This window comes from Halalkaliarchaeum sp. AArc-GB, from assembly GCF_031432225.1.
Lineage (GTDB): Archaea > Halobacteriota > Halobacteria > Halobacteriales > Haloferacaceae > Halalkaliarchaeum.
Genome location: NZ_JAVKGM010000004.1, coordinates 159,712 through 184,230, shown reverse-complemented (window position 1 = coordinate 184,230; position 24,519 = coordinate 159,712). Strand labels below are relative to the sequence as shown.

The 24,519-nt window shown below is 66.6% G+C and carries 27 protein-coding genes; 16 read left to right on the top strand and 11 right to left on the bottom strand.

Annotation, left to right across the window (positions count from 1 at the left end; all coding sequences use genetic code 11):
* Genes cobN through RH858_RS06685 form a run of 5 tightly spaced genes read left to right on the top strand, consistent with a single transcriptional unit; the run spans position 1 to position 7,111 of the window.
* Positions 1 to 3,954 carry a cobaltochelatase subunit CobN gene (gene cobN, locus RH858_RS06705; protein WP_310561407.1) on the top strand — a complete coding sequence of 1,318 codons (3,954 nt, stop codon included), beginning with the start codon at positions 1 to 3 and terminating at the stop codon, positions 3,952 to 3,954.
* 4 nt (positions 3,955 to 3,958) lie between these two features.
* On the top strand, positions 3,959 to 4,657 hold the full coding sequence (locus tag RH858_RS06700; protein WP_310561397.1) for a precorrin-8X methylmutase: 699 nt from the start codon (positions 3,959 to 3,961) through the stop codon (positions 4,655 to 4,657).
* Positions 4,654 to 5,493: a cobalt-precorrin-7 (C(5))-methyltransferase gene (locus tag RH858_RS06695; protein WP_310561396.1), complete on the top strand. Its 840-nt coding sequence runs from the start codon at positions 4,654 to 4,656 to the stop codon at positions 5,491 to 5,493. The genes RH858_RS06700 and RH858_RS06695 overlap by 4 nt, the downstream gene beginning before the upstream one ends.
* The gene (locus RH858_RS06690; RefSeq protein WP_259534383.1) at positions 5,490 to 6,431 is read left to right on the top strand and encodes a sirohydrochlorin chelatase; all 942 of its coding nucleotides are present in this window, start codon (positions 5,490 to 5,492) and stop codon (positions 6,429 to 6,431) included. The genes RH858_RS06695 and RH858_RS06690 overlap by 4 nt, the downstream gene beginning before the upstream one ends.
* A gap of 53 nt (positions 6,432 to 6,484) precedes the next feature.
* Positions 6,485 to 7,111 carry a YigZ family protein gene (locus tag RH858_RS06685; RefSeq protein ID WP_259534384.1) on the top strand — a complete coding sequence of 209 codons (627 nt, stop codon included), beginning with the start codon at positions 6,485 to 6,487 and terminating at the stop codon, positions 7,109 to 7,111.
* Between the two features lie 43 nt (positions 7,112 to 7,154).
* Here the strand turns inward: RH858_RS06685 and RH858_RS06680 are convergent, their stop codons facing one another.
* Entirely contained in the window at positions 7,155 to 8,165 is a 1,011-nt protein-coding gene (locus tag RH858_RS06680) for a bile acid:sodium symporter (RefSeq protein ID WP_310561395.1), read from the bottom strand.
* 380 nt (positions 8,166 to 8,545) lie between these two features.
* On the opposite strand from RH858_RS06680, the gene RH858_RS06675 reads away from it, so the two are divergent.
* A complete protein-coding gene (locus RH858_RS06675; protein WP_259534386.1) occupies positions 8,546 to 8,734 on the top strand; it encodes a hypothetical protein in 189 nt (62 codons plus the stop codon).
* A 6-nt stretch (positions 8,735 to 8,740) separates the two neighbouring features.
* Positions 8,741 to 8,962 carry a hypothetical protein gene (locus tag RH858_RS06670; protein ID WP_259534387.1) on the top strand — a complete coding sequence of 74 codons (222 nt, stop codon included), beginning with the start codon at positions 8,741 to 8,743 and terminating at the stop codon, positions 8,960 to 8,962.
* 43 nt (positions 8,963 to 9,005) lie between these two features.
* Here the strand turns inward: RH858_RS06670 and RH858_RS06665 are convergent, their stop codons facing one another.
* Complete coding sequence (locus RH858_RS06665; RefSeq protein ID WP_259534388.1) at positions 9,006 to 10,376, bottom strand: M28 family peptidase; 1,371 nt, start codon at positions 10,374 to 10,376, stop codon at positions 9,006 to 9,008.
* Between the two features lie 99 nt (positions 10,377 to 10,475).
* Here RH858_RS06665 and radB point away from each other — a divergent pair, with 99 nt between their 5' ends.
* Together radB and RH858_RS06655 are read left to right on the top strand one after the other, a co-directional pair.
* Complete coding sequence (gene radB / locus RH858_RS06660) at positions 10,476 to 11,189, top strand: DNA repair and recombination protein RadB (protein WP_259534389.1); 714 nt, start codon at positions 10,476 to 10,478, stop codon at positions 11,187 to 11,189.
* 76 nt (positions 11,190 to 11,265) lie between these two features.
* Positions 11,266 to 12,174 (top strand): helix-turn-helix domain-containing protein, encoded by a 909-nt coding sequence (locus RH858_RS06655; protein WP_259534390.1) that lies wholly within the window; start codon positions 11,266 to 11,268, stop codon positions 12,172 to 12,174.
* 4 nt (positions 12,175 to 12,178) lie between these two features.
* Here the strand turns inward: RH858_RS06655 and RH858_RS06650 are convergent, their stop codons facing one another.
* The gene (locus RH858_RS06650) at positions 12,179 to 12,769 is read right to left on the bottom strand and encodes an FAD-dependent oxidoreductase (RefSeq protein WP_310561394.1); all 591 of its coding nucleotides are present in this window, start codon (positions 12,767 to 12,769) and stop codon (positions 12,179 to 12,181) included.
* 181 nt (positions 12,770 to 12,950) lie between these two features.
* On the opposite strand from RH858_RS06650, the gene bcp reads away from it, so the two are divergent.
* Positions 12,951 to 13,412, top strand: coding sequence for a thioredoxin-dependent thiol peroxidase (bcp, locus tag RH858_RS06645; RefSeq protein ID WP_310561393.1), 462 nt, complete (start codon positions 12,951 to 12,953; stop codon positions 13,410 to 13,412).
* Between the two features lie 37 nt (positions 13,413 to 13,449).
* On the opposite strand, the gene RH858_RS06640 is transcribed toward bcp, so the two are convergent.
* Positions 13,450 to 14,121, bottom strand: coding sequence for a DsbA family protein (locus RH858_RS06640; protein WP_310561392.1), 672 nt, complete (start codon positions 14,119 to 14,121; stop codon positions 13,450 to 13,452).
* Between the two features lie 220 nt (positions 14,122 to 14,341).
* On the opposite strand from RH858_RS06640, the gene RH858_RS06635 reads away from it, so the two are divergent.
* Positions 14,342 to 14,695 carry a hypothetical protein gene (locus RH858_RS06635; RefSeq protein WP_310561391.1) on the top strand — a complete coding sequence of 118 codons (354 nt, stop codon included), beginning with the start codon at positions 14,342 to 14,344 and terminating at the stop codon, positions 14,693 to 14,695.
* A 649-nt stretch (positions 14,696 to 15,344) separates the two neighbouring features.
* A complete protein-coding gene (locus tag RH858_RS06630; RefSeq protein ID WP_310561390.1) occupies positions 15,345 to 16,457 on the top strand; it encodes a DUF373 family protein in 1,113 nt (370 codons plus the stop codon).
* Between the two features lie 13 nt (positions 16,458 to 16,470).
* On the opposite strand, the gene pyrE is transcribed toward RH858_RS06630, so the two are convergent.
* The 4 genes from pyrE to RH858_RS06610 all read right to left on the bottom strand — a co-directional run bounded on the left by pyrE (position 16,471) and on the right by RH858_RS06610 (position 19,030).
* The gene (pyrE, locus tag RH858_RS06625) at positions 16,471 to 17,034 is read right to left on the bottom strand and encodes an orotate phosphoribosyltransferase (protein WP_259534394.1); all 564 of its coding nucleotides are present in this window, start codon (positions 17,032 to 17,034) and stop codon (positions 16,471 to 16,473) included.
* A gap of 63 nt (positions 17,035 to 17,097) precedes the next feature.
* A complete protein-coding gene (locus RH858_RS06620; protein WP_259534395.1) occupies positions 17,098 to 17,571 on the bottom strand; it encodes a Tfx family DNA-binding protein in 474 nt (157 codons plus the stop codon).
* Between the two features lie 150 nt (positions 17,572 to 17,721).
* Entirely contained in the window at positions 17,722 to 18,189 is a 468-nt protein-coding gene (locus tag RH858_RS06615) for a TRAM domain-containing protein (RefSeq protein ID WP_310561389.1), read from the bottom strand.
* 25 nt (positions 18,190 to 18,214) lie between these two features.
* The gene (locus tag RH858_RS06610; protein WP_310561388.1) at positions 18,215 to 19,030 is read right to left on the bottom strand and encodes an aldo/keto reductase; all 816 of its coding nucleotides are present in this window, start codon (positions 19,028 to 19,030) and stop codon (positions 18,215 to 18,217) included.
* On the opposite strand from RH858_RS06610, the gene RH858_RS06605 reads away from it, so the two are divergent.
* The gene (locus tag RH858_RS06605; protein ID WP_310561387.1) at positions 19,031 to 19,519 is read left to right on the top strand and encodes an SRPBCC family protein; all 489 of its coding nucleotides are present in this window, start codon (positions 19,031 to 19,033) and stop codon (positions 19,517 to 19,519) included. It begins immediately after the preceding gene.
* A gap of 23 nt (positions 19,520 to 19,542) precedes the next feature.
* Here the strand turns inward: RH858_RS06605 and RH858_RS06600 are convergent, their stop codons facing one another.
* Both RH858_RS06600 and RH858_RS06595 read right to left on the bottom strand, forming a co-directional pair.
* Positions 19,543 to 20,511: an ROK family protein gene (locus tag RH858_RS06600; RefSeq protein WP_259534399.1), complete on the bottom strand. Its 969-nt coding sequence runs from the start codon at positions 20,509 to 20,511 to the stop codon at positions 19,543 to 19,545.
* Between the two features lie 89 nt (positions 20,512 to 20,600).
* Entirely contained in the window at positions 20,601 to 21,059 is a 459-nt protein-coding gene (locus RH858_RS06595; RefSeq protein ID WP_259534400.1) for a universal stress protein, read from the bottom strand.
* Positions 21,060 to 21,373: 314 nt separating this feature from the next.
* On the opposite strand from RH858_RS06595, the gene RH858_RS06590 reads away from it, so the two are divergent.
* Complete coding sequence (locus RH858_RS06590; RefSeq protein ID WP_259534401.1) at positions 21,374 to 21,748, top strand: CBS domain-containing protein; 375 nt, start codon at positions 21,374 to 21,376, stop codon at positions 21,746 to 21,748.
* 54 nt (positions 21,749 to 21,802) lie between these two features.
* Here the strand turns inward: RH858_RS06590 and hisA are convergent, their stop codons facing one another.
* Positions 21,803 to 22,540, bottom strand: coding sequence for a 1-(5-phosphoribosyl)-5-[(5-phosphoribosylamino)methylideneamino]imidazole-4-carboxamide isomerase (gene hisA, locus RH858_RS06585; RefSeq protein ID WP_259534402.1), 738 nt, complete (start codon positions 22,538 to 22,540; stop codon positions 21,803 to 21,805).
* Positions 22,541 to 22,596: 56 nt separating this feature from the next.
* Here hisA and RH858_RS06580 point away from each other — a divergent pair, with 56 nt between their 5' ends.
* Together RH858_RS06580 and prf1 are read left to right on the top strand one after the other, a co-directional pair.
* Positions 22,597 to 23,193: a hypothetical protein gene (locus RH858_RS06580; protein ID WP_259534403.1), complete on the top strand. Its 597-nt coding sequence runs from the start codon at positions 22,597 to 22,599 to the stop codon at positions 23,191 to 23,193.
* A gap of 69 nt (positions 23,194 to 23,262) precedes the next feature.
* On the top strand, positions 23,263 to 24,513 hold the full coding sequence (prf1, locus tag RH858_RS06575; RefSeq protein WP_259534404.1) for a peptide chain release factor aRF-1: 1,251 nt from the start codon (positions 23,263 to 23,265) through the stop codon (positions 24,511 to 24,513).
* The last annotated feature ends 6 nt before the right edge of the window (positions 24,514 to 24,519 follow it).

The following is a 24,519-nucleotide window of genomic DNA, read 5'->3' as shown; positions in this document are numbered from 1 at the left end:
ATCGTGACGACGATCGGGCTGTACACGGCGACCGAAAACGAACTGGGCGCGGTCGGCGAGGCGGCCGACAGGCTCGCGGCCGGCGGGCACGGGGAGATCCGCGAGGACACAGCGTCGATCCGGCTTTCGGTCCGATCGAAGGGCGATTTGCGCGAGGAGACCGACATCTCGGCGTTTCTCGCGGAGCTGGAGTCTGTCGACGCGGCGGTGTTCTGGCTCCACGGCGGTCCCGAGAGCATGCCCGGCTACGACCGCGCGGTCGAACGGCTGACCCGGGCCGGGGTGCCGCTGGTCGTGGTGTCGACCGGCGGCGGTACCGACACTGAGTCCGTCGGTGACGCGACGGTCGCCGACGCCGACCGCGAGCGCGTGGCCGCCTACCTCGAACGGGGAGGCGTCGTGAACGTCGAGAACTGCTGTCGGTACCTCGCGAGCGAGTACGGTGACTACGAGGGCGGCTACGACGATCCCGTCGAGCTCCCGACGGAAGGCGTCTACCACCCCGACTATCCGGGAGTCACCTACGAGGAGCTGTGCGAGTTGCACGATTCCGGAGCGCCGACGGTCGGGATCTGGTTTTACGAGTCCCACTGGATCCACGCCAACACGGGGTTCGTGGATGCGCTCGTCCGCCGGCTGGAGGCGCTGGGGACGAACGTCCTGCCGGCGTTTTGCGTCCCGGTCGCCGGCGAGGAGGACCGCAAGGACGCCGAGTGGGTCGCGCGCAACTGGTTTTCCGGGGTCGACGCCGTGATAAGCACGTTCGTGTTCTCGCTGGCGATGAACGAACGCGGACGGGACGCGATCGAACCCGGCGGCGAAGACGGGTCGAGGGCGGCGTCCGAACTCGAGGAGCTGTTCCTGCGAGAGCTCGGTGTTCCCGTCCTGCAGGCGATGACGACGAAACGCTCCCGCGAGGCGTACGCGGACGCCGACACCGGCGTGTTGGGGTTCGAACTCGCGCTGTCGGTGGCGCTGCCGGAGTTCGACGGCCCCATCGTCACCCATCCGATAAGCGGGAACGAACCGGTCGACGTCGAGGCGGGGATCGGTACCCAACCACGACGTCACCTCCCGATCGAGAACCGGATCGACCATCTCGCCCGCCTGGCACTCAACTGGGCCCGGCTCCGGCACCTTCCGAATCGCGACAAGAAGATCGCAGTCGTCCTGCACAACTACCCACCCAGCGACGACGGGATCGGGACCGCGTTCGGGCTCGACACGCCCGAAAGCGTCGTCAACCTGCTCCGGGAGTTCGACCGTCGCGGATACGACGTCGGAACGGTGCCGGAAGACGGCGCGGCGGTGCCGGAAGACGGCGCGGCCGTGTCGGAGGGCCGTACGGGGGTACCTGAGGACGGCGCGGCAGTGATCGACCGCCTGACGGCCCAGCTCACCCTCGACGGCCGGTGGATCGACCCCGACGACGTCAGGGAGGCGAGCGTCGACGTCGTCTCGCCCGACCGGTACCGAACCTGGTTCGACGGGCTCGACGGGCGCCTGCAGGAGCGCGTCCGCGAGGAGTGGGGCGAACCGCCGGACCGGCCCATCGCCATCCCCGGCTGCGAGTACGGCAACGTCCTCGTGACGGTCCAGCCCCCCCGCGGGTTCGGGATGGACCCCTCGAAAGTGTACCACGACTCCGACCTGCAGCCCCCCCACGAGTACGTCGCCTTCTACCGGTGGCTCCGGGAGTCGTACGGGGCCGACGCGGTCGTTCATCTGGGAACCCACGGCAGCCTTGAGTGGCTCCCCGGGAAGACGGTCGGGCTCGACGGCGCGAGCGCTCCCGACGCCCTGATCGACGACCTGCCGAACGTCTACCCGTACGTGATCAACAACCCCGGCGAGGGGACGCAGGCGAAGCGGCGCTCCTACGCCGCGATCGTCGACCACCTCACGCCGCCGATGCGCGAGGCCGGCACCTACGACGACCTCGCGGAGCTCGAGGAGCTGGCCCGCGAGTACCGGGAGGCCGGCGCCGAACGCGAGGGCCACCTCGCCGACCTCGTCCGCGATCGGGTGGCCGAACTGGACCTCGGGACGGAGCTCGGGATCGGCCACGACGCCGGTCCGGACACGGTCGAGGAGGTCCCGGTGCACGACCTCGTCGAGTCGCTCCACGAGTACCTCACCGACGTGAAGACCACCCAGATCCGAATGGGGCTGCACACGCTGGGAGAACCACCCGCAGGCGAGCGGTTCGTGGAGTACCTGGTCGCGCTCACCCGGATGGAGAACCCCGGCGCGCCGAGCCTCCACCGGAGCGTGGCCGACGCGCTCGGGCTCGACTACGACCGGCTGCGGGACTCCCCCGGCGCCTACGACGAGGAGCTGGGAATGTACTGCTCGGAGGCGATCGATTTCGTCGGCGAGGTCGCGACCGGACTGGTCGAGGAGCTCGCTCGAAACGAGTTCGACACCGCGATCACGGAGTTCGACACCGCGACCACGGAGTTCGACACCGCGACCACGGAGTTCGACGTCGGGCGGGTTGGTCGGAATCTCGATCCGTCGCCGTGCGACCTCGGCCTCGGCTGCCCCGATCCATCGGAGCACGACGACCTCGGGACGGTACTCGAATACGTCTGCGAGGAAGCCGCCCCACGAGTCCGGGGCGCGAGTGCCGAGGTTCCCCGGATCGCCGACGCGCTGGCGGGCGGCTACGTCCCGCCGGGAGGAAGCGGCGCGCCGACCCGCGGGGGCGTCGACCTGCTGCCCACCGGGCGGAACTTCTACACGCTGGATCCCCGGAAGGTGCCAGCCCGGCCGGCCTGGGAGGTGGGCAGCGAGGTCGCCGAGGGCGTGCTCGAACGGCACCGCGAGGAGCACGGCGAGTACCCCGAGGAGATCGGCGTCGTGGCGTGGGGGACGCCCACGGTCCGGACCCGGGGGGAGACGATCGCACAGGTGCTGGCCGCGATGGGCGTCGAGCCGGTCTGGACCGACGCGGGTCGAATCGAGGGCGTAGAGCCGATCCCGCTGTCGGAGCTGGGTCGTCCACGCGTCGACGTGACGACGCGCGTCTCCGGGCTGTTCCGGGACGCGTTCCCGGCGGCGGCGAGCGTGATCCACGAGGCGATCGACACCGTCGCCGATCTCGAGGAGCCCCACGATCGGAACTACGTCAAAAAGCACGTCGAGGAGGACGCCGAAGCCTTCGAGCGGGAGGGCCTCGACGACGAGGCGGCCAGGGAGGCGGCCGCCAGGCGGGTGTTCACGACGGCGCCCGGCGGCTACGGTGCGGGCACGAACAAGGTGCTCGACGAAGCCGACTGGGACGACCGGTCGGACCTCGCGCGGGCGTTCCTCCAGTGGGGCGGATACGCGCTCGACGGGGACGGCGAGGTGACGGAAGCACACGACGCCTTCGAGCGTCGTCTCGGGGAGATCGATGCGACCGTGAAACTCGAAGACACCGACGAGCAGGACGAGTTCGACTCCTCGGACTGGTACGCCTTCCACGGCGGGCTCGTCGCCGCCGTCGGCGAGGTGTCGGGGAGCGACCCCGCCTCCTACGTCGGCGACTCCAGCGACCCGGGCGACGTGCGGGTCTACACCAACGAACAGAAGGTCCGCAAGTCGATGCGGACCCGGGTGTTGAATCCGGACTGGCTCGAGAGCATGGAGGAGCACGGCTACAAGGGCGCCGGCGACCTCGCGACGACGGTCGAGGTGACCCTCGGGTGGGACGCGACTGCGGACGTCGTGAGCGATACGCTCTGGGAGAACGTCGCCGAGGAGTACGCGTTCGACGAGGACCGACGGGAGTGGATGCGCGAGGTCAATCCATGGGCGCTGTCGTCGATCACGGCGACGCTGCTCGAGGCGATCGACCGGGAGCTGTGGGACGCCGACCCGGAGACGGAAGACAGGCTGCGCGATCTCAATCTTTCGGTCGAGGGCGACCTGGAGGCGAGGGCAACCGACGCGGAGCTGTCGAGACACTAAGACTATGACGACACGAGACACCGACGACGAGTACGCGGACCTGGGTGCAACGACGCAGGAAGCAATGGACATCGCGGAGACGAGCATCGACATCGTCCGTCAGTTCGTCCCCGACGAGACGCTCGCGGACCGGTTCCGTCAGAAGGCGGTCCACTCCTCGGGCGACATCGAGTTCCAGCACCTCCTGCGGTTCGGAAACGATCCCGCAGTGGCGGGTGCGCGGGCCGTCCTCGAGGGATCGCCGATCGTGACCGACATCTCGATGGCCGCCGCCGGGATCACCGAGCGGGGCCACGACTGTCCGATCCGGACGACGATCGGACACGGCGACGACCTGGCCGAGGAAACCGGGATGACCCGATCGGCGGCAGCGACGCTGGAGCTGGACCGGGAAGGCGTCTACGACGGGGCGATCGTCACGATCGGCAACGCCCCGACCGCCGCGTTGACGCTCGCCGACTGTATCGAATCCGGCACCCGGCCGGCGGTCGTCGTCGCGACGCCGGTGGGCTTCGTGAAGGCCCCCGAGAGCCGAGAGCGGCTCCGGCAGGTCGGCAGGGAGTACGGCGTCCCGACGATCACGAACGTCGGCCGGCGCGGCGGGAGCGGGCTCGCCGCTGCGCTCACGAACGAACTGATCCACGTCGCCACCGACGCACGGGACGGGGAGATCGATCTCGAAGCACGAGGTGACGGCCAGTGACAGACGAGTACGACCTCGATTCGGGGCCGGATCCGGCGACCATCGCTGCCGCGACGCCGGAACCGGAGCCGGAACCGGAACCGGAACCCGAGGGCGACGACGAGACGGACGCTTCCGGCACCGTACACGCGGTGGGGATCGGTCCGGGGAACCCGGAGTACCTCACCCGTCGGGGCGCTCGGGCGATCCGGGAGGCCGACGTCGTGGTCGGCTTCCAGGCCGTGGTCGACTTCGTCGCCGACGAGACCGACGCCGACCTGCTCACCTGCGGCTACGCCGACGAGGCGGAGGCGCTCTCGGCGTTCGCCGACCGGGTCGCCGACGGCGAGACGGGGACTGCGGTGTTGATGGGCGACCCGAACCACTCGGGATACCAGTTCCTCGGGAAGGTCCAGAAGGCCGTCACGGGGGAGGTACCCGACGCGACGGTTCGGGTGATCCCCGGCATTTCGGCCATCCAGTTGGCCGCGAGCCGGGCGCGGACGCCGATGGAGGACTCCCGGTTCGTCACGCTCCACAAGAGCGGCGCCATCGACGCGGAGCTCGAGACGCTCGCCCGGAACGCCGGCGACCGCCACCTGCTGGTGTTGCCCCGGCCGTTCGACTGGATGCCCGGCGACGTGGCGGCGTTCCTGCTCGACAGGGGCGCCTCCGAGGACCTCGAGGGGCTGGTGTTCGAGCACCTGACCCACGACGAGGAGGCACACACCCGAACGACGCTCGACGAACTGGCCGAACACGCCGGCGGGGACGACGCCGAGTCGACGCCGTTTTCGGATCTCTCGGTGCTGGTCGTCCGGGCGGACGTCGAGTCGGACGGAGGTGACGAAACGTGACCGACGAAGCGACGCTTCTGGTCGGCCACGGCTCCACCCGCGAGCAGTCGAACGAACAGGTCGAGGCGGTCGCGTCGCTGCTCGACAACCGGATCGATCCCCCGGTCGAAACGGGGTTCATCGAGCTCACGGAGCCGCTGTTGCCGGAAGCGCTCGACGAGAGAGCCGCCCGGGTCGACGAACTCACGGTCGTCCCCCTCGCCCTGTTCGCCGCGGGACACGTCAAAAACGACATTCCGCTGGCGATTCAGCAGGCTCGAGGGCACCACGACGGCGTCGAAATCAACGGCGGCGCACCGATCGGCGTGTCGCCGACGATGGTCGAACTCGTCGACGATCGGATCGCCGACGCCGAAGCCGAGCTCGGCATCGATCGAAAGGTGGACGACGTCGCCGTCGCCTTCTGTGCCCGGGGGTCGAGCGATCCCGACGCCAACGCCGACGCGTACAAACTCGGTCGGTTGCTCTTCGAGGGGCGGGCGTTCGCTCGCGTGGAGACGACGTTCATCGGCATCACCGAGCCGCTGCTCGACGAGACGCTTTCGGCGATCGCCTTACACGAGCCCGACGCCGTCGTCGTCGTGCCCTACATGCTCGGGGACGGCGTGTTGACCCGGCGGATCGCCGACTGGACCGCCGACTTTGCCGAAGGTCGAGATCTCGTCGCCGGGACGACCGACGTGATCGGTACCGATTCCCGGCTGATCGACGTTCTCGTTCGTCGGTGGCGGGACGCCCGGGAGGAAGAGGTCACGATGTCGTGTGACACCTGCAAGTACAAGGTCTCGCTTTCGGGCTACGAGGAGGAGGTCGGCGGCGAGAAGGCGCTCGAGGAGGCGATTGCACACCAGCACGCACACGCTCACGGCGGGGACGACCACGACCACGATCACGGCCACGACCACGATCACGGCCACAACCACGATCACGGAAACTGAACCGACGCCTCGCGAGCCGCAGTCTTTTATATACATCCCGGCAATCACCGCCCGTGACGGACACCTATCGGACGGTCGCCGGGGAAGCGAGCGCGGCCTTCGAGATCGAGGGCTCGGAGTTCGTCGGCTACGTGGCGCCGGTGGACACCGTCGCGGAGGCGGAGGCGTTCATCGAGCAGGTCGAGAGTCGGCACGCCGACGCGACCCACAACGTGCCAGCCTACCGGGTGCCGGCGGGGGAGGCGTCGGCCGACCGCCCCGGAGAGGTGATGTTGCGGGAGTACGCAAGCGACGACGGCGAGCCGACGGGATCGGCCGGCAAACCGGCGTTGAACGTGCTCCAGCAGCAGGAGATCCAAAACGTCGTCGCTGTCGTAACACGATACTACGGCGGGACGAACCTCGGCGTCGGCGGACTCGCCCGGGCGTACGCCCGCGGCGTGAAGGACGCCGTCGCGGAAGCCGGCGTCGTCGAAGAGCGTCCCCACAGGACGCTGTCGATCGTGACCGACTACGACGACTCCGGGACGGTTCGTGGCATCCTCGAATCCGCCGACGTGGAGTTCGAAGCCGACTACGACGAACGCGTTTCCTTTTCGGTTCGGGTAGCCGTCGAAGCGGTCTCACAGCTGGAGGAGCGACTCAACGACGCGACGAGCGGGCGCGTAGAGATCGAGTAGCCCCGAGTAGTCGGCGCAGTTCGAGATCGAGTAGTGCGGTCGCTCACGCCCGAACGCGGGAGGCGACCAGTTCGCGCACCGTCAATCCCTGCTCGACGACGTCCCGGCGGTACTGCATGTACACCGCGCCGAGCGGTGGCTGGATCACGTACGCAAGCGCGATCGGCAACACCGCAGACGCCGGCGGGAAGCCGGGAGCAGCGGCGATCGCGATCGCGATCGAGAGGTTTCGCATGCTCGTGGCGTACACCAGAGCGACCTCGCCCGGTCCGTCCATCAGGAGCCGGCCGACCGCGGAGCCTGCCCCCAGGACGATCGCATAAAACAGCACCAGCGGGACGACCACCAGCGCCGAGGCGACCGGGTCCGCAAGAATCTCCGTCGATCGCATTGCCATCGCGATAAAAACGATCAACATCACCCCGAACGAGCTGATCCCGCCGAAGGTGGGCTTGAGCCGCTTGAACCCCTCCGGCCCGTATCGCCGGAGGAGGTACCGCCGCGTCAGGTTCCCCGCCACCATCGGGATCGCGACGATCACCGCGAGTTGACGGTACAGGGCGGCGGGATCGAACCCGACCCCCTGCTCCAGGAGAACCGACAGATACAGCGGCAGGATGACGACCGCCGCGAGGAGGTTGACCGCCATCGCAACCAGCGCACCCTCCAGGTCGCCGCCCGCCAGCCCGGTCCAGGCGGCGGTCATCCCGGAGGTGGGGATCAGCGCGATGAAGTACAACCCGACGGCGTACTCGGGCGTCCCTGCGAAGAAGAGCCGGGCGAGCGCCACCGCGACGAGCGGAGCGAGCCCGAAGTTCAAAAGGAGGCTCGCGAGGACGACCCGTGCGTGGAGCCGGACGTTGAGCACCTCCTGCAGGTCGATGTTGATCATCATCGGGTAGATCATCACGAACAGTACCGGGAGCACCGCCGACTGCAGTGCCGTCTTCGTTCCGGGGCCGATCACCTGACCGGCGACGAGACCCAGAAACAGCGACACGACCACGGCCGATATCAGGTTCGCCTTGATCGTCCGGAACAGCTCCCCGATCATCGGCTGTCACCGCCGTTGAATGCTCCGGAGCTGGCACACGGCGATCCGTGCTCCAGGTCAGCTGTCGTGCCAGTGCTCGGTTCCGCCATGCAGGTAGTATTGTTTAATATAGTCAAAAGCGTTCCGATTAGTCCTCAGGTGTCGCTAGGTTTGTTCCGAATTTCCAACCCTCTTTGGGCACTCTTAAGGCGCATTTGTCGGAGGATCTGTTTGACATCGTTGGAGGGATGATGTTTATTACCCCCAATACCACAGTGTTCGAGTCGGGGACGGGAGCCGCGGTGCCGGTGGGGACGGAATCGGACGAACAGCGACGAAAGTCTCCCTCACTCCCCACCCGCAAAACACACTTTGGCGATCAGTTCCACGTAGGTACCGACATGAGTAGTGAAGTGATAACATACCTATTAATCGGGCTCTGCGGTACCCCCTTCGTCTTTATCGTGGGGTTCGTTCTCGCGAAAGAACACATCCAGTATCTGGCGAGGAAGGGGGGCGAGGAACGGTATCCAGAACGGCTGCAGCGGGTCGTACAGAAGTATCGACAGGAGCACTATCCCGATCGCTGAAGAGCCATGTTCGAACTCCTGGTACTGGCTTCGGTCCTCGGGGCGTGGTACGTCGCCGTGTTCCTTTTCAGCTACCACGTCGCCATCGGGCACGTGGACAGGCTCCTCGAGATCGAAGAGGGCCAAGCGCCGCCGCAGTTGCTGCCCGAACTGGGCGAGTACGGAGAAAAACGGGCGTTATCCGCCGACGACATCGATCGGATGGACGACTGGGACCGGTGGGAGTGACGGATAGAGAGCGCGACTGACCGTGGCGTCGTGTCTGGTGGGTTCAGTCCCAGTCGTCCGGGAGACGACCGCCGACCTCGAGCTCCTGGATGTAGCCGTCGTCCATCTTCTCGCGGATCCGCTGTGAGGTCGTGTGGGTCGGTTCGACCTCGTCGTCTGCGAGTCGGGAGACGGCTTCCGTAACGAGCGTTACTACCTCGGTGAGATCACGTGGGTCGAGTTTGTCCAGGGTGTCGGCGTGGGTGTGCCCCCAGCCACGACCTGACTGGTCGGAGGTGGTCGAGACCATCACCGCGGGGATCCCCTCCTGGACGAACGCCCACTGATCGCCGTGGGGAGAAATCGTGTCGCCAGTCGATAGCGGCGCGTCGTAGTCGTCGGTCACGGACTCGAAGACGTCCCCGATCGTCGCGAAGCCGTTGGTCCCCACCCGGAGGTTCCGGGAGTTGCAGGCGCCGTCGAGGTTGACGACGCATTTGACCGCCTCCTTCGGGAGCGACTCCGCACAGTGGTACGCGCCCCACAGCCCGATCTCCTCGGCGCCGAACGTCACGAGCCTGAGCCGGCAGTCGAGGTCGTCGGCGACCCGGGCGAGCAGCCGACCGATCCCGGCGACAGCCGCACAGCCGGCGGCGTTGTCGTTCGCGCCGTCGCTGATGTCGTGACCGTCGACGTGCGCCGTCACCAGCACCTCCCGGTCGGCGTCCGCCGGACCGACCGTCGCCTGGACGTTCCGGGACGTCGCCGGCTCGTTCCGGCAGTCGACGTCGAGTTCGACGACGGGAGCATCGTTCCCGCCGTCGTGGTCGGCCGCGAGGCGGGCGAGCCGGTCGCCGACCTCCGCCGAGACGCCCACCGCGGGGATCGGTCCCGGTCGTTCGTGGTAGCCGATCTCGCCGGTAGGCGGGAGTGCACCCTCGATGTGGTTCTGGAAGACGAACCCGGCTGCGCCCCGGTCGGCGGCGTTGACGTACTTTTCCATCCGGTGGATCCACCGATCCGACGAGTCGGGACTCTCGCTGGAGGCCATCACGATCGCACCCTGGATATCCTCCGCCGCGTCCGCGAAGTCGTCGTACGAACCCGTCCCGACGTCGACGAGGGGTCCCGAGACCATGTCTGCGGGAGTGCCGGGCAACGCGATCACCTCGTGGCTCTCCTCGTGGGCGCGTTCGAGGGGGCCGGAGATCCGCAAGGAGGAGTCGCCGCGCCACCACCCCGGGATCTCGAACTCCACGATCTCGGCGTCGGCGAGTCCCGCCGAATCGAACGCCTCACAGACGAGTTCGGCTCCCCGGCGCTCACCCTCCTGGCCGGCCATCCGGTTCCCCACGTCAGCGAGGTCTTCGAGCAGCCCCCACGCGAACGAACTGGTCCGTGCGTCGCCGACGACGCTCTCCGGAAGGTCCGTCATATCTTCCCTTCGGATCCCCTGGCCCTTCACGCTGCGGGTCCCGGAACCGAAACGATCGAACGAGGCACTTTTTATCGGGTGGCGCCGAAACGTCTCTCCGTGAGCGATCCCCTTCCGGTCGGCTGTTCGTCGATCGACGATCTGCTGGGCGGCGGTCTCGAACGCGGCACCGTCACCCAGGTGTACGGCCCGCCCGCGGCCGGAAAGACGAACCTCGCGCTTTCGGCGGCCGTCGAGGTCGCTGCCGGCGGAGGGCGGGTCTGTTACGTCGACACTGAAGGGCTCTCCGTCGATCGCTTTCACCAGCTACTCGAGGGGCGAATCGGCCGGCCGGACGTCGATGGCTCGCTGGAGGAAATCGCGGGACGGCTCGTTATCTCCGATGCCTACGACTTCGAGCAACAGCAACAGGCCGTCCGGGACGCCGAGGATCTCGCTCCAGACCTGGAGCTGATCGTCCTCGACAGCGCGACCGGCTTTTATCGGCTCGAACGTACCCTCGAAGCCGACGAGGACGCCGGCGAGTCGCTCCGGGCGGTCGCCCGGCAGGTAACCCATCTGCTGTCGCTTGCGCGCAAACACGACCTCGCCGTCGTGATCACCAACCAGGTGTTTACCGATCCCGACAGCGACCGGGCGAAACCGCTGGGCGGACACACGCTGGATCACTGGACGGGCGTGATTCTCCGCCTCGACCGATTCCGTGGCGGGAACCGCCGGGCCACCCTGGAGAAACATCGATCGAAGGCGGCCGGCGAGTCGACGACGTTCAAGATAACCGGCACTGGACTTGCAGACGCCGACAAGATGTGAGACAGTCGAACTGAGACGGACGAGATTCCGGGTAGCAGCAACGGTCCTTTTATATCCCGGACGACCACAAACGGCCATGACCGGGAGTCACGACGAGCCCGACGAAAACGGGTCCGAACACCCCGATCCTGCCGACGTCTTCTCGTGGCTGGGGAACGAAACCCGGCTTTCGACCGTCAGTGTTCTCCACGGCGCAGAGGAGTCCCCCGTCCAGTTTTCCACGCTGTACGACCGCGTGGACGTCGACGACAGCGCGCAGTTCAACTACCACCTCAAGAAACTGGTCCCCTATTTCATCTCGAAAACGGACGACGGGTACGAGTTGACCGCCGCTGGTCGCCGGCTCGCCCGCGCGGTGACCGCCGGGATGTACACGCGTAGTCCGACCGTCGATCCGTTCGACGTCGGCGGCGAATGCTACGCCTGCGGCGACTCCCGACTCCGGGGCGCGTACGCCGACGAGCGGTTCACCGTCGACTGTGACGAGTGCGGCGAGTCGATCCTGCGGGTCCACGTTCCGCCGACGCTGGTTCGCGGTCGGGACCCCGACGAACTCGCCGACGCCTTCGAGCGGTGGTCGAGATACCAGGTCGAACAGGCCCGAACCGGGATCTGTCCCGAATGCGGCGGCACCGTCGACCCCCAGGTGCGGACCGATCTGGGCGAGGAGATTCCGTTCGAGGCGGTGGCGGCGTACCGCTGTACCGTCTGTGGTCGAGAGGCGGTGACGTCGTTCGGCTCGATCGCCTACCGACACCCGGACGTTCGGGGGTTCCACGAGCGCCGGGAGGCGTCGCTTTCGGACCGCCGGATCTGGGAGATCGGCCAGTACGTCGCCGGCGAGGGAGTCGAGGTGCACTCCCGGGACCCCTGGCTGGTCCGGGTGACGTTCCGCGCCGACGAAGACGTCTGCCAGGTGGAGATCGACGGCGACCTCGACGTGGTCGGAGTCGAGATCGCGGCCGACGAAGCTGGAGGCAAGTGAGAAATCACTCCTTGCTCGGGCCGAACAGCTCTCCGGCGTCGGCGGGCACGTCGAAGTCGTGGAAGTGGTCGCCCTCCTCTTTCGAGAGGATGTTCAGCGCGGCGGCGGCGCCGTCGCCGGCGGAGATGACGGCCTGCCACTCCTCGGTCCTGACCATCGCGCCCGTCGCATAGGCGTCTGCGACGCTGGTCTCCATCGTCACGTCGACGTCGACGACATCGCCGTCGAACGCGCAGCCGAGCGATTCGGCCAGGTCCCGGTTCGCGCCGGTCGCGAGCACCAGGTAGTCGGCGACGTACTCCCCCTCGGCGGTCTCGACGGCGAACCCGTCGTCGGCCGCGGCGACGTCGGTCACCTCCTCGCCTTGTCGGCGGTCGACGCCGAAGCTGTCGACCTGTGTACGGGCGGTCTCCATGAACGCCGTGCCGTCGACGGAGCCGACGCCCAGGTAGTTGAACAGGTGCGCCTTGTGCATCCACGTGCCGTCCGCGTCGAAGACGGTGGTCTCGAGGCCGTTCTTCTGTGCGAACAGGGCGGCGCTCAGCCCCGCGGGGCCACCCCCGACGACGAGGACGTCTGTGTTACCACTACTCATGCAACTGGCGTTCGGTCCGAACCGTCAAAACGTTGACCCGGTTTCGCGTCAGAGACGAGAGACCCGAACTGACTCTCGTCCGCCCGGAACCGCTTTTAAAGGGCGTGTTGGACGGCCCAGAACGTTCGCTTTCGGCTCCCCCGACCGAACGCTTCAAGCGACTGCCGCCACCACGTTGGGTATGCCCGAACCAGGCGACGACGCACCCGACTTTACCCTGCAAAACCAGGACGGCGAACCGGTCACGCTGTCGGAACTCGACGCGGAATACACGGTCGTGTACTTCTATCCCCGGGCGGACACGCCGGGCTGTACGACCGAGGCGTGTGGTTTCCGCGACGAGTGGGACACCTTTGCCGAGGCCGGCGTCACCGTCGTCGGGATCAGCGACGACCCGGTCGAGGACCTCGCCGACTTCGCCGAGAAGTACGACCTGCCGTTCGATCTGCTGTCTGATCCCGACGGCGAAGTCGCCGCAGCCTACGACTCCTACGGCGAGAAGAACATGTTCGGAAACACGTTCGACGGGGTGTTCAGGAACACCTACGTCGTCGACAAAGGGGGCGAGATCGTGCTGAGCTACGAGGGGGTCTCGCCGGAGGAGCACGCCGAAGAGATCCTCGAAGACATCGGTTCCTTATAAACGGTTGCCGAGTTCGAGACGCCGCCGGCGATCCCGATCAGAACCCGTCGACGAGACGTTCCAGCTGTTCGGGTGGAACCGCCCCCCGCGCGGCGTGGTCGTCGTAGACGAACGTCGGCACGCCGGTGACACCGTCTCGCTGGGCCGCCTCGAACGCCCCCCGTAGGCGGTCGCGGTACTCCTCGTCGGCGACGCAGCCCCGGATCTCGTCGGGATCGAGCCCCACCTCGAACGCGAGATCCGCGAGCACCTCGACGTCCCCGACGTCGCGGCCGTCGACCCACAGCGCCTCGAAGACAGCCTCGTCGAACGCGAGCCACCTGTCGGGGTGTTCAGTTTTCACGTACAGCGACGCCGCCTGGGCAGGAAGCGAGTCCACTCCGTCCGGGAGCTCCTCCAGGTCGAGCATCTCCTCGGCGCCGTACTGTTCCCGGAGTTTCTCGACGTTGCGCTGGACCTCCGCGTAGTACGCGTCGTCTTTTCCGTCGTCAATCGAATCGTCGATCTCGCCGTCGGGACCGCGCTTGTGCGACCGGAGGTCGAACGGCCGCCAGTCGACCCCGAGGTCGCCCTCCCGCCGCTCCCGGTATGCGTCCAGCGACCGACGACCGAGATAACAGAACGGACATATGTAATCCGAGTACACCGTGATCGTCTCCGGGTCGCCGGTCGACTCCCCGCCGCCGGATCGGTCCTCGTTTCGGTTCACGATACGCTGTGTAGGCCACACCCAGACATAAGGCTCGGCGTGGTGTGACGAGCCGGTCGCACGACCGCAGAAACAGGAGCCGAGAGCAACGGCGAACTCTCGAACTGGCAGACTGCGGGGAAGTGCAGACGGTGGGTGTATATAAATAGTGGCCGAAGGGACGGGCCGATCACACGTCCGCGGGGATGATTTATCGTGGATCGTGCTACCGGAACACGCAATGTCGAAAACAGCAGTCGTCATCCTGGCAGGCACCGATTCCCACGCCGACGTCGGCCGCCTCGTGAACGGCCTCGAGACCGCAAAGGAGTTCGCCGAGAACGGCGACGACGTGGAGCTCATCTTCGACGGCGCGGGCACCCAGTGGATTCCCGAACTCGAAGACGAGGACAGCGACCACCACGAACTGTACCAGACGGTCCGCGACGACGCCGCAGCCTGTGACTACTGTTCGGGGGCGTTCGGCGTCGCCGACGGGGTGGCCGACTCGGGAATCGTCAGGCTGGACGACCACGACGGCCACCCGAGCATCCGATCGCTCGTCTCGGACGGCGCGGAAGTCATCACGTTCTAGACACCCACCTTTTGCTGCGGTCGTTCGCTGGCTCGCGGCTTCGCCGCTCGCGATTCGAGGTGCTCACTTCGTTCGCACCTCGCTCCGCTCACTCCCTGTCGCCGGGCGGCGACGCCGCCCGGCTGCAAGAGGTTCCGTTGGAACCTCCCTGGCAAAAGCTGGACCAAAAGCCTGCGAGCCTCCCGATGGTCGGCTCTTGGCCCGCTCGCTCCCTGCGGTCGCTCGCGGTCGACGCGGGGTTCTACTTACCAGCGAGTTCAGTCAGCCTCGCGGTGAAAACAACCCCTTGTGAATAGTTCTATGACATCCTCTTGAAAAGACGAGCGACAGCACCGGCCGCGAGCGAAGCGAGGCGCTCCCTTCGGTCACGCCTCGAATAGGCGAGCGGCGGAGCCGCGAGCAACGCGAGATGTTTCACCGATAGCGAGGGCCGAAGGCCCGAGTTATCGGCTTTTTTGGTCCAGATTTTTTGGCGAGGGTCGAGGGGAGCGAGGGTCGAGGGGAGCGAGGGTCGAGCGAATGCGAGAACCTCGGAGACGCGAACGGGGAGCGAAGCGACCCGTGAGCGCGCTCGAAGAGCGCCCGAAGCCCCCGTTAAAAAAGGTGGAGGTACAAGACATTTATCGCGTCGTGTGTTAGGGGTCAGTGAATGCTGCTGATCCTCTGTGTCGACCTCGACGACGACCTCGGCCGAAAGACCGGGCTGCAGACCCCGGTGATCGGCCGCGACGAAGTCGAACGAGCAGCGGTCGCGCTCGCGACGGTCGATCCGGAGGACTCCGACGTCAACGTCCTGTTCCAGGGCGTTCACCTGTACGACGACCTCGTCCATCGGGAGGACCAGGAAGTCGAGGTCGCGGCCGTCACCGGCGTCGAAGGCAAAGACGTCGCCGCCAACCGCGCTGTCGGGCGGGAGGTCGACCGCGTGCTCGCCGAGCTGGAGACCGGCGAGGAGGTACACGCGATCGTCATCACCGACGGCGCACAGGACGAGTCGGTGCTGCCGGTGATCCGCTCGCGGATGCCGATTGACGGCGTCCGGCGGGTCGTCGTCCGGCAGGCACAGGACCTCGAGTCGATGTACTACACCATAAAGCAGGTCCTGGCCGACCCCGAAACCCGCGGTACCGTCCTGGTGCCGCTGGGAATCCTGCTGTTGATCTACCCGTTCGTGGTGATCGCGGGGCAGTTCGACGTCGGTGGGGCCGTCGTTTTGGGGCTCATTTCGGCGCTTCTGGGGCTGTACTCGCTGTTCCGCGGGTTGGGGCTGGAGACCACCATCGACAGCGTCGCCGAGCGGGTCCGGGCGGGGCTGTACGCCGGCCGGGTGACGCTCATCACCTACGTGGTCGCGCTCGCGCTGCTGGTCGTCTCGGGGGTCCAGGGGTACGAAACGGCGGTGACCGTCTCGGCGACCGTCGAAGACGCCTCCCGGACGGTCGCGCTCGCGGCGTTCGTCCACGGCGCGATCCAGTGGGTCGCTGCAGCGGGGATCACCTCCAGTCTGGGCCAGATAACCGACGAGTACCTCGCGGGACGGTTCCGGTGGCGCTACCTCAACGCGCCGTTTTACGTGATCGCGATCGCCGGGGTCGTGTTCGCGCTGTCGGGCTTTTTCCTCCCCGAGGCGCCCGGCATCACCACCGTGACGCTCTCGGAGCTCGCGATCGCGCTGACCGCCGGCACGCTCCTCGGCGTCCTGTCGACGCTCACGTTCGCGGTCGCCGAGTCGAAGACCCCCTCGACTGCAGAACCCGCCTGACCGGTGCGACCGCTCAGTCCCGATCCGCCAACAGCTCGGTTGCGGTGAGCAGCGACTCCAGTTCGATCCCGTGATCCGCCAGCAGCTCGCTCGCCCCCTCCTCTCGGTCGACGACGACGAACACCCGGTCGACCGTCGCGCCGGCTTCCCGGAGCGCCTCGACCGCCGAAAGCGCCGATTTCCCGGTGGTCGCGATGTCTTCGAGAACGATCACCTCCTCGCCGTCGTCGAGTCGTCCTTCGACCCGGTTTCCGGTGCCGTACTCTTTGGTCTCCTTGCGGACGATAACGTACGGACGACCGAGTTCCGTCGCCGTCACCGCGACCAGCGGCACCGCCCCGAGCGCCACGCCAGCGAGCGTCGACTCGGTGTCGGCGAGCCGCTCTGCAAACGCCGACGCGATCGCCTCGAGGCAGTCGGGATCGGTCTCGAAGAGGTACTTGTCGACGTAGTAGTCGCTCGTGCCACCGTGCGAGAGCTCGAACTCGCCGAACTCGACGGCCTCGGCCGCCCGGAGCGCAGCCACGAGGTCGCGATCGGTGCCGTCGTTCGTCCGGGGGGAGTCGGAATCACTCATTATCCAACCCAGACGCGGGTGGTGCCTAAAAGCGCCGCGGACGGGTCCTGGTCGGCTGTGGAGTCATTCGGTGCGGACCTGAACCGTTCCGTCCCCAGTGACGCCCACGAGCAGCTCCCGCCGGACCTTCCGCCCCTGGACTGCGTCGCCTGCGGCGTCGCTGATTGCCTTCATCAGGTCCGGCGCGGTGCGGTTCACCTTCACGCCCGCCTCGTCGCAGGCGTCGTACACCCGGTTCGGGATGTCGTACAGGTCGGTTCCGGTGTCGATCCGAACCTGCACCGGGGCGGTGAGCGCCTCCGCGAAACTGACGGTCTCGTGTGCCTTCCTGACGTTCTCGCGGGCGCTGGCCTCGACGCTGGAGACGTTCGCTCGTGACGTCCCGAGACGACTCGCGATGTCGGCCTGCCGGAGCCCCCGCTCGCGGAGCGCGAGCACCTCTGCCTGCCGCCTGGTGAGAATGTTCTCGTCGGGATCGAATCCGAGCCGCTCCAGCAGCTCGTCGACGTCCGCGGCGTCACCGGCGTCGTCACTCATACCTGCCGGTTCGTAGGGTGTACTCAAAAAGGCAACCGAAAACTGCAGGCGCCGACCGTCCGGCTGTGGTCCGTCCGGCCGATATCAGTCCGCTGGCGATTATCCGAGAGTGCCGACTGTCCGCACCGGCTCGAGGACTGTGCAGTCGCGTTATCCGCCCCAGAAGTTCTCCCGGCTCCCGAGCCGCTCCCGGCCGACCGACTCCTCGTCGTCCTCCGAGGGCTCTGCGCCGTCCTCCTCACCTTCGGAGACGCCCTCGATCTCGTCTTCCTCTTCCGACTCCAGCGGGAGCCGTTCGACGATCTCTTTTGCGGTGGCGTGGTTCGATTTCACCCGGTCGATCCGCACCCTCGCCCTGGCCTCCGGCAACAGCCCGTCGATCAGGACGATGAATCCGTCGTCGGTCCGGCCGACACCGGCGCCGCTTTCGTGGATGTCGTCGACCTCGACGATCACTTCCTCGCCGGGCTGGACCGGCTGCTGTTTTAGCTCCGAGATGGGCATGTTGTAGTGGTTGCACCACTCGGCGCCCCCGCGGTCGCCGTAGTGCTGGCATCCCATTCCCTGGATTCGTTCCTGAAAACTCGGGCAGTCGTCTGCGAGCGGACAGTTCGGCATGTCTACCGGTAGGCAACGGAGCGGTCTAAACGTTTCCGGCCTCGTTCCACGGCGCCTCCTCGAAGTCGACGATCCGCTCCTCCCGTTCGATTTCGTCGATCCGGGCGAGCGCGTCGTCGTCGAGATCCAGGTCGCGGGCCGCCCAGTTGTCCTCGATGTGATCGAAACTCGCCGCCTTCGGGATCGGCGCGACGGTCTCCTTCGAGAGCAGCCATGCCAGACTCACCTGGGCTGGCGAGGCGTCGTACTCGTCGGCGATTTCCTGGAGGGTGACGTTTGCGGCCACCCGATTGCGCGCGATCGGCGAGTACGCCACCAGCCAGTGGTCGTCCTCGAGGGCCACCGCTCTGAGTTCCCGCTGCTGGAGCAGCGGGTGACACTCCACCTGGTGGGCGAAAACCGGGCTGTCCAGCCGGTCGATCGCCGCCTCGAGCTGGTCGGGACGGAAGTTCGAGAGGCCGACGTGCTCGATCACGCCCTCCTCGACCAAGTGATCCAGTGCCGGCAGCGTCTCCGCGGGATCGTACGTTCGGATCGGCCAGTGGACGTACAACAGGTCGATCGAGTCGACGCCCAGCCGCTTGCGGCTTTCCTTCGCCGTTTCGATGACGTCGTCGTATGCGAGGTTGTCCGTCGAAAGCTTCGTGGCCACGAACAGTTCGTCGCGGTCGACCCCCGACCGATCGATTCCGTCAGCGACGGACGCCTCGTTGTCGTACCCCTGCGCGGTGTCGATATGCCGGTACCCGACGTCGATCGCGTGGGTGACCGCCGCCGCACACTCCGCGGGGTTCTCGAGCTTGTACGTCCCGTAACCGAGCCGGTCGAAGGTGTCGCTCATGTGGCACACTCGATCCGGATGGCGTGTATAGCTGTCGGCAGCGGGGGTGTACTTAAGTGGGACCTCGTCAGAAGGAACGGCATGCGCGAGGTCACCGTCGACGGATTCGTCCGGGAGTCGCCGCCGTCGATAAAGCGGCACCTCACCCCCGAGCAAGTGGTCGAATACGAGGGGAGCTTCGAGGTCGACCGCGTCGAGGCGGCCGGCGAGGCGACGTTCGTGACGGCGACGGGTCCGGGACTATCGATGACGCTCCGGTTCGAGACCCGCGAGGGGCGGCTCTACTACACCCAGGAGGGGGAATCCGGCCCGTTCGCGGCGATGGAGACGTGGATCGACGTGGAGCCGGAAAACGAGGGGTCCCGGGTGCGGTTCACCTCCGTGGTGAAGCTGTCGGCGCCGCTGCCGTTCGGCGACCGGATCGCCGCATGGAAGCGGAGAGGGGAGTTGAAACGGGCGATACGCTCGCTGCGCGAGGACGTCGAGTGAGGTCGGGAACTCGCCGGAGCAGTTCACAGGCGGGACCGGTCGCCAGTGCCGTCGGTGAGTGCGCTGGCAAGCGCCCCCTCGACGACGACGTCGTCACCCAGGTCGGTGAGCCCGATCTCGGGGACGTTGATGAACACCATCTCCTCGAGCCGTTCGCGGATCGGATCGAGCACACGCTCGGGATTGTTGAGCGCGACCGCGCCGCCGACCGAGATCACGAGCGGCGCGTACGCGTGGATGACGTTCGCGACGCCCATCGTGTTCCAGTGAGAGAACTGATCGAGGACGTAGTCGGCGAATTCGTCCTCGCCGGCGTGGGCGAAGACGTCCGCCGCCGAAAAGTCGGGGTCCTCGACGTCCAGCACCGTCTCGATGGGATCCTCGGCGTGGAGACGGCGGGCGTAGCGGGGAATGTTGTTACCGGAGCAGTAGGCTTCCCAGTGACCGTCCTTCCCGCAGCCGCAGGTCATGAATCCGGTCGGGTCGAGCGTCATGTGGCCGACCTCGCCGGCGTTGCCGTCCCAGCCGTCGAGCACCTCGCCGTCGACGCAGACGCCGGCCCCGATCCCCGAGGAGATGGTCAGATACACCATGTCGTCGGGGTTGCGGTCCGAGTGGAACCGCTCGCCGATGACGCCGGCGTTCGTGTCGTTGTGGAGATACACCTGATCGGTGTCCAGTAGGGCCGACAGCGGGCCGGTAAGCGGGATCCGGTCGATCGCGTCCGGCAGGTTCGCCGGGTTCTCGACGACGCCGGCCGCCAGGTCCAAGGGACCGATCGAGCCGATTCCCGCTGCGACCGCCGATGACGGCTCGACGCCTGCCTCCGCACACGCCTCCCTGACCCGGTCGAGCACCGCCTCAGTGACCGCGATCCCGGACGGTCCCTGTGGCGTGGGCCCCTCGGCGGAACCGAGAACTGTCGCGTCGTCGTCGCCGACGACGGCCCTGACGTTCGTCGCCCCGATATCGACGCCCACGTAGTAGGCCATCACCTCAAGGAGGTGGCCGACGCGACTTAAGAAAGGCGTTTCACGCCGATGCGTTCGGAGTCAACCGGGGACGCCACAGAGAAGAGAGATCACTGGGTGTCGCTGCGGACGAACGTCACCGGGCACGGCGAGGAGAGCATCACTTCCTGTGCGACGCTCCCGAACACCGCCTTGCCGGTCGGCGACCGGCGCCGGCCGCCGACGACGACGCTGTCGGCGTCGACCTCGTCGGCCAGGCGCACGATCTGGTCGCCCCGGTCGCCCACCGCACCACGGACCTCGTAGTCGATCCCCACCGCGTCCAGTTCCTCTGTAAGCTGTCGGATCAGCGAGTGCCGGCTGACGACGTCGGTCGGGAACACCTCGCCGTTGTCCGGATCGAACCCGAGTTTCACGGCGAGTTCGTCGTACGCGTCCCGATCCAGAACCTGAGCGATCACGACGGTTGCATCCGTCGGTTCCGCGAGCTCGATCGTTTCTTCGGTCAGTCGGTCGATGCGGTCGGCTTCGTCCGGCCCGATTGCCAGGAGGACTGTCTCTATTGCCATGTCGATTAGTCGTTCGTCTCGGAAAGGGATAAGTTTGTTGGAGAATTTACTCGATTTAGAATAAAAATCTTTCAGGGTCTGTAATCCCCGGTTTCAGAAGGTATAGATAAACAAGTGTTAGCTCTCCACACGAAATCGAGGGGTCATGAACCAAGATATGACAGTTTTAGCAATTGTTTCGAACCGTCGTGTTGGCCCCGGAACGCCGGAGGATTTCGCGACCGAGGATCCGGCGACGAGACGGCCGCACCGGGAGTGCAGTCAAAACGGCAGCAAAGGAAACACCGATACGGGAGGATTTCCTGGATAGTGGTATGAACAGCCAGAACAGAACACGCGTCAAGGAAGTAATGTCGACCCCGCTGGAGACGATCGCACCGGACGCATCCATCTCCGAGGCCGCAGAGAAGATGCACGAACGTGAAATCAGCGCACTAGTCGTGCGGACCACCCCGCGCTCGATCGTGAGCAGTTCCGACATCATCGCCGCCGTGGCACAGGGGGAGGACGTCACCGAACTTCGAGTGTCGGACGTGATGACCACGGACGTGGAGACGGTGACGCCGGACCTCTACATGGAGGAAGTGGCAGCGATGATGACGACCTACGGGATCAAACACCTCCCGGTCGTCGACGACGACTACGTGGGCATGGTCTCCTCGACGGACGTGACCGCCCACCTCTCGTGAGGGCGTGACCGTTCACCGTTCCCGAGACGATCGGAAAAACGGCAGGGGACGGACTTAAGAGACAGCGGCCATCGCTTCCTCGAGCGTGAACGCCCCCTCGTACAGAGCGGTGCCGACGACGACGGCGGCCGCGCCCGCCTCCCTCAAGGTACGGACGTCCTCGACGCTTGCGACCCCGCCGCTTGCGACCACCGGGATCTCCACCGCGTTTGCGACCCGAGAGACCAGCTCCGCGTTTACCCCCTCGAGTTGCCCCTCGACGTCGACGTCGGTAAACAGGATCGCGCCGGCACCGAGCTCCTCGTAACGCTGTGCAGCCTCGGCGGGGTCCAGCCCGGTCGACTCCGTCCAGCCCGCGACGACGACGTTCCCGTCCTTCGCGTCGAGGCTCACCACCACGCGCCCGGGGTGGGTCTCGGAGATCTCCGCGACAACATCCGGGTTCTCGACGGCGGCGGTCCCGAGGATCACCCGGTCCACGCCGAGATCGAGTAGTTCCCGGGCGTCGGCGGCGGTCCGGATTCCCCCGCCGAGTTGGACGTCGACGCCGAGGCCGTCGACAGCCTCGACGATCGCCTCGATCGCGTCGGCGTTGACGCGCTCACCCTCGAAGGCGCCGTCGAGATCAACGAGGTGGAGACTGCGAGCGCCGGCGTCGACCCACCGGCGCGCCGCCGCGACCGGGTCGCCGTAGCGCTTCCCGGTGCCGCGCTCGCCTTGCACCAGCTGGACGACCTCGCCGCCGGAGACGTCGACGGCCGGAACGACCTCGAACTGTGAAAACGGGTTCATTCGACCGGAACGAGGAACCGCGGAACCTATATTCGTTGCCTTCGCAGGGGCCAAGCGTGCCGCGTTTCCAGTATCCGTGCCCCGGCTGCCGGACGACGAACAGCCTCCACCAGCAGGGCTGCTCGTTCGAGGGCGCCGACTGGAGCGCGATCGAGAAGGCGTACACCGACCTGCTCGCCGTCCTGTCGGATCCCGACGCGGCGCCGCTTTCGGAGGCCGCGCTTCGAGAGGCGGTCCACGGCGAGTGGGGCGGACTGTACAAAGCCGCACTGGGCGTGCTCCGTCACGAGGGGCGCGTCGTGGAAGACGACGGGCGCCTTCGGCTGCTCACCGCCGCCGAGTACAAAGAGCAGGTGTCGGAGCCGGATCGGGAACCGCTGCGGACGATCTACGAACACGGCTCCGTGCCGGGGTGTCACGACAACGCCGTCTTCGCGATGATCGCCTGGTACGAGATGGTCGGACTCTCGTGGGCCGAAACGAAGGAGAACGTGGTCGAGTGGCTCCGGACCTCCGGCGCGTGGGATCGCGGCGGGTTCGAAGAGTCGTCGCCCGAGGAACTCGTCGAGAGCAAGCGCCACGTCTACGACGCCGGCTACGGCTGGAAGGAGAAGGCACAGGCGGCGAAACGCGTGATCGAGCGTCACCGATAGCTCCCCGTTCGTCTCACCGTCCGCCGGCTGTCAAAGCATACTTACCGCCAGCGCGGCGAATAACGGGTAATGAGTACCGACACGGAGGAGCCGAGCGAGGACCGGCGGAAGTACGAGTTCCGCAAGGTCATCGAGGAGCTCCAGGAGTACGAGGGGTCGGGCACCCAGCTCGTCACCATCTACATCCCCGAGGACAAGCAGATCGCCGACGTCGTCTCCCACGTCACCCAGGAGCACAGCGAGGCGGCGAACATCAAGTCCAAACAGACCCGGACGAACGTCCAGGACGCGCTTACAAGCATAAAGGACCGCCTCCGCTACTACGACACCTATCCGCCGGAAAAAGGGATGGTTATCTTCTCCGGGGCGGTCGACGCCGGCGGCGGCCAGACGGATATGGTGACCCGGACCCTGGAATCGCCCCCGGAGCCGATCCAGTCGTTCCGCTACCACTGCGACTCGGACTTCCTCACCGGGCCGCTCGAGGACATGCTGATGGACAAGGGCCTGTTCGGCCTGATCGTCCTCGACCGGCGGGAGGCCAACGTCGGCTGGCTGAAAGGCAAACGCGTCGAACCAGTCAAGTCTGCCTCCTCGCTGGTTCCCGGAAAGCAGCGGAAGGGTGGCCAGTCGGCCCAGCGGTTCGCCCGCCTGCGCCTGGAGGCGATCGACAACTTCTATCAGGAGGTCGCGGAGATGGCCAACGAGCTGTTCGTCTCGAAGCGTCACGATCTCGACGGGATCCTCGTCGGCGGCCCCTCGCCGACCAAAGACGAGTTCCTCGACGGCGACTACCTCCACCACGAGATCCAGGACAAGGTGATCGGCAAGTTCGACGTCGCCTACACCGACGAGTCCGGACTGTACGACCTGGTGGACGCCGCCGACGAGGCGCTTGCAGACCAGGAGGTCATCAAGGACAAAAAGCAGATGGAGGAATTCTTCGAGAATCTCAACACCGGCGAGAAGGCCACCTACGGCTTCGACCAGACTCGCCGAAACCTCGTGATGGGCTCTGTCGACCGGCTGCTGATCTCCGAGGATCTCCGGTCGGACGTCGTCGTCTACGAGTGCCCGAACGGCCACGAGGAGTACGAGGTGGTCGATAGCCGGCACTCGACGCCCGATCACGACTGTACCGAGTGCGGCGAGCCCGCCGACGTCCAGGAGCGGGAGGACGTGATCGAGCACCTGATGTCGATCGCCGAACAGCGCGGCACCGAAACGAAGTTCATCTCTACCGACTTCGAGAAGGGCGAACAGCTGCTGGACGCCTTCGGCGGCGTTGCCGGTATTCTGCGGTACTCGACGGGGATCTGATTTTCG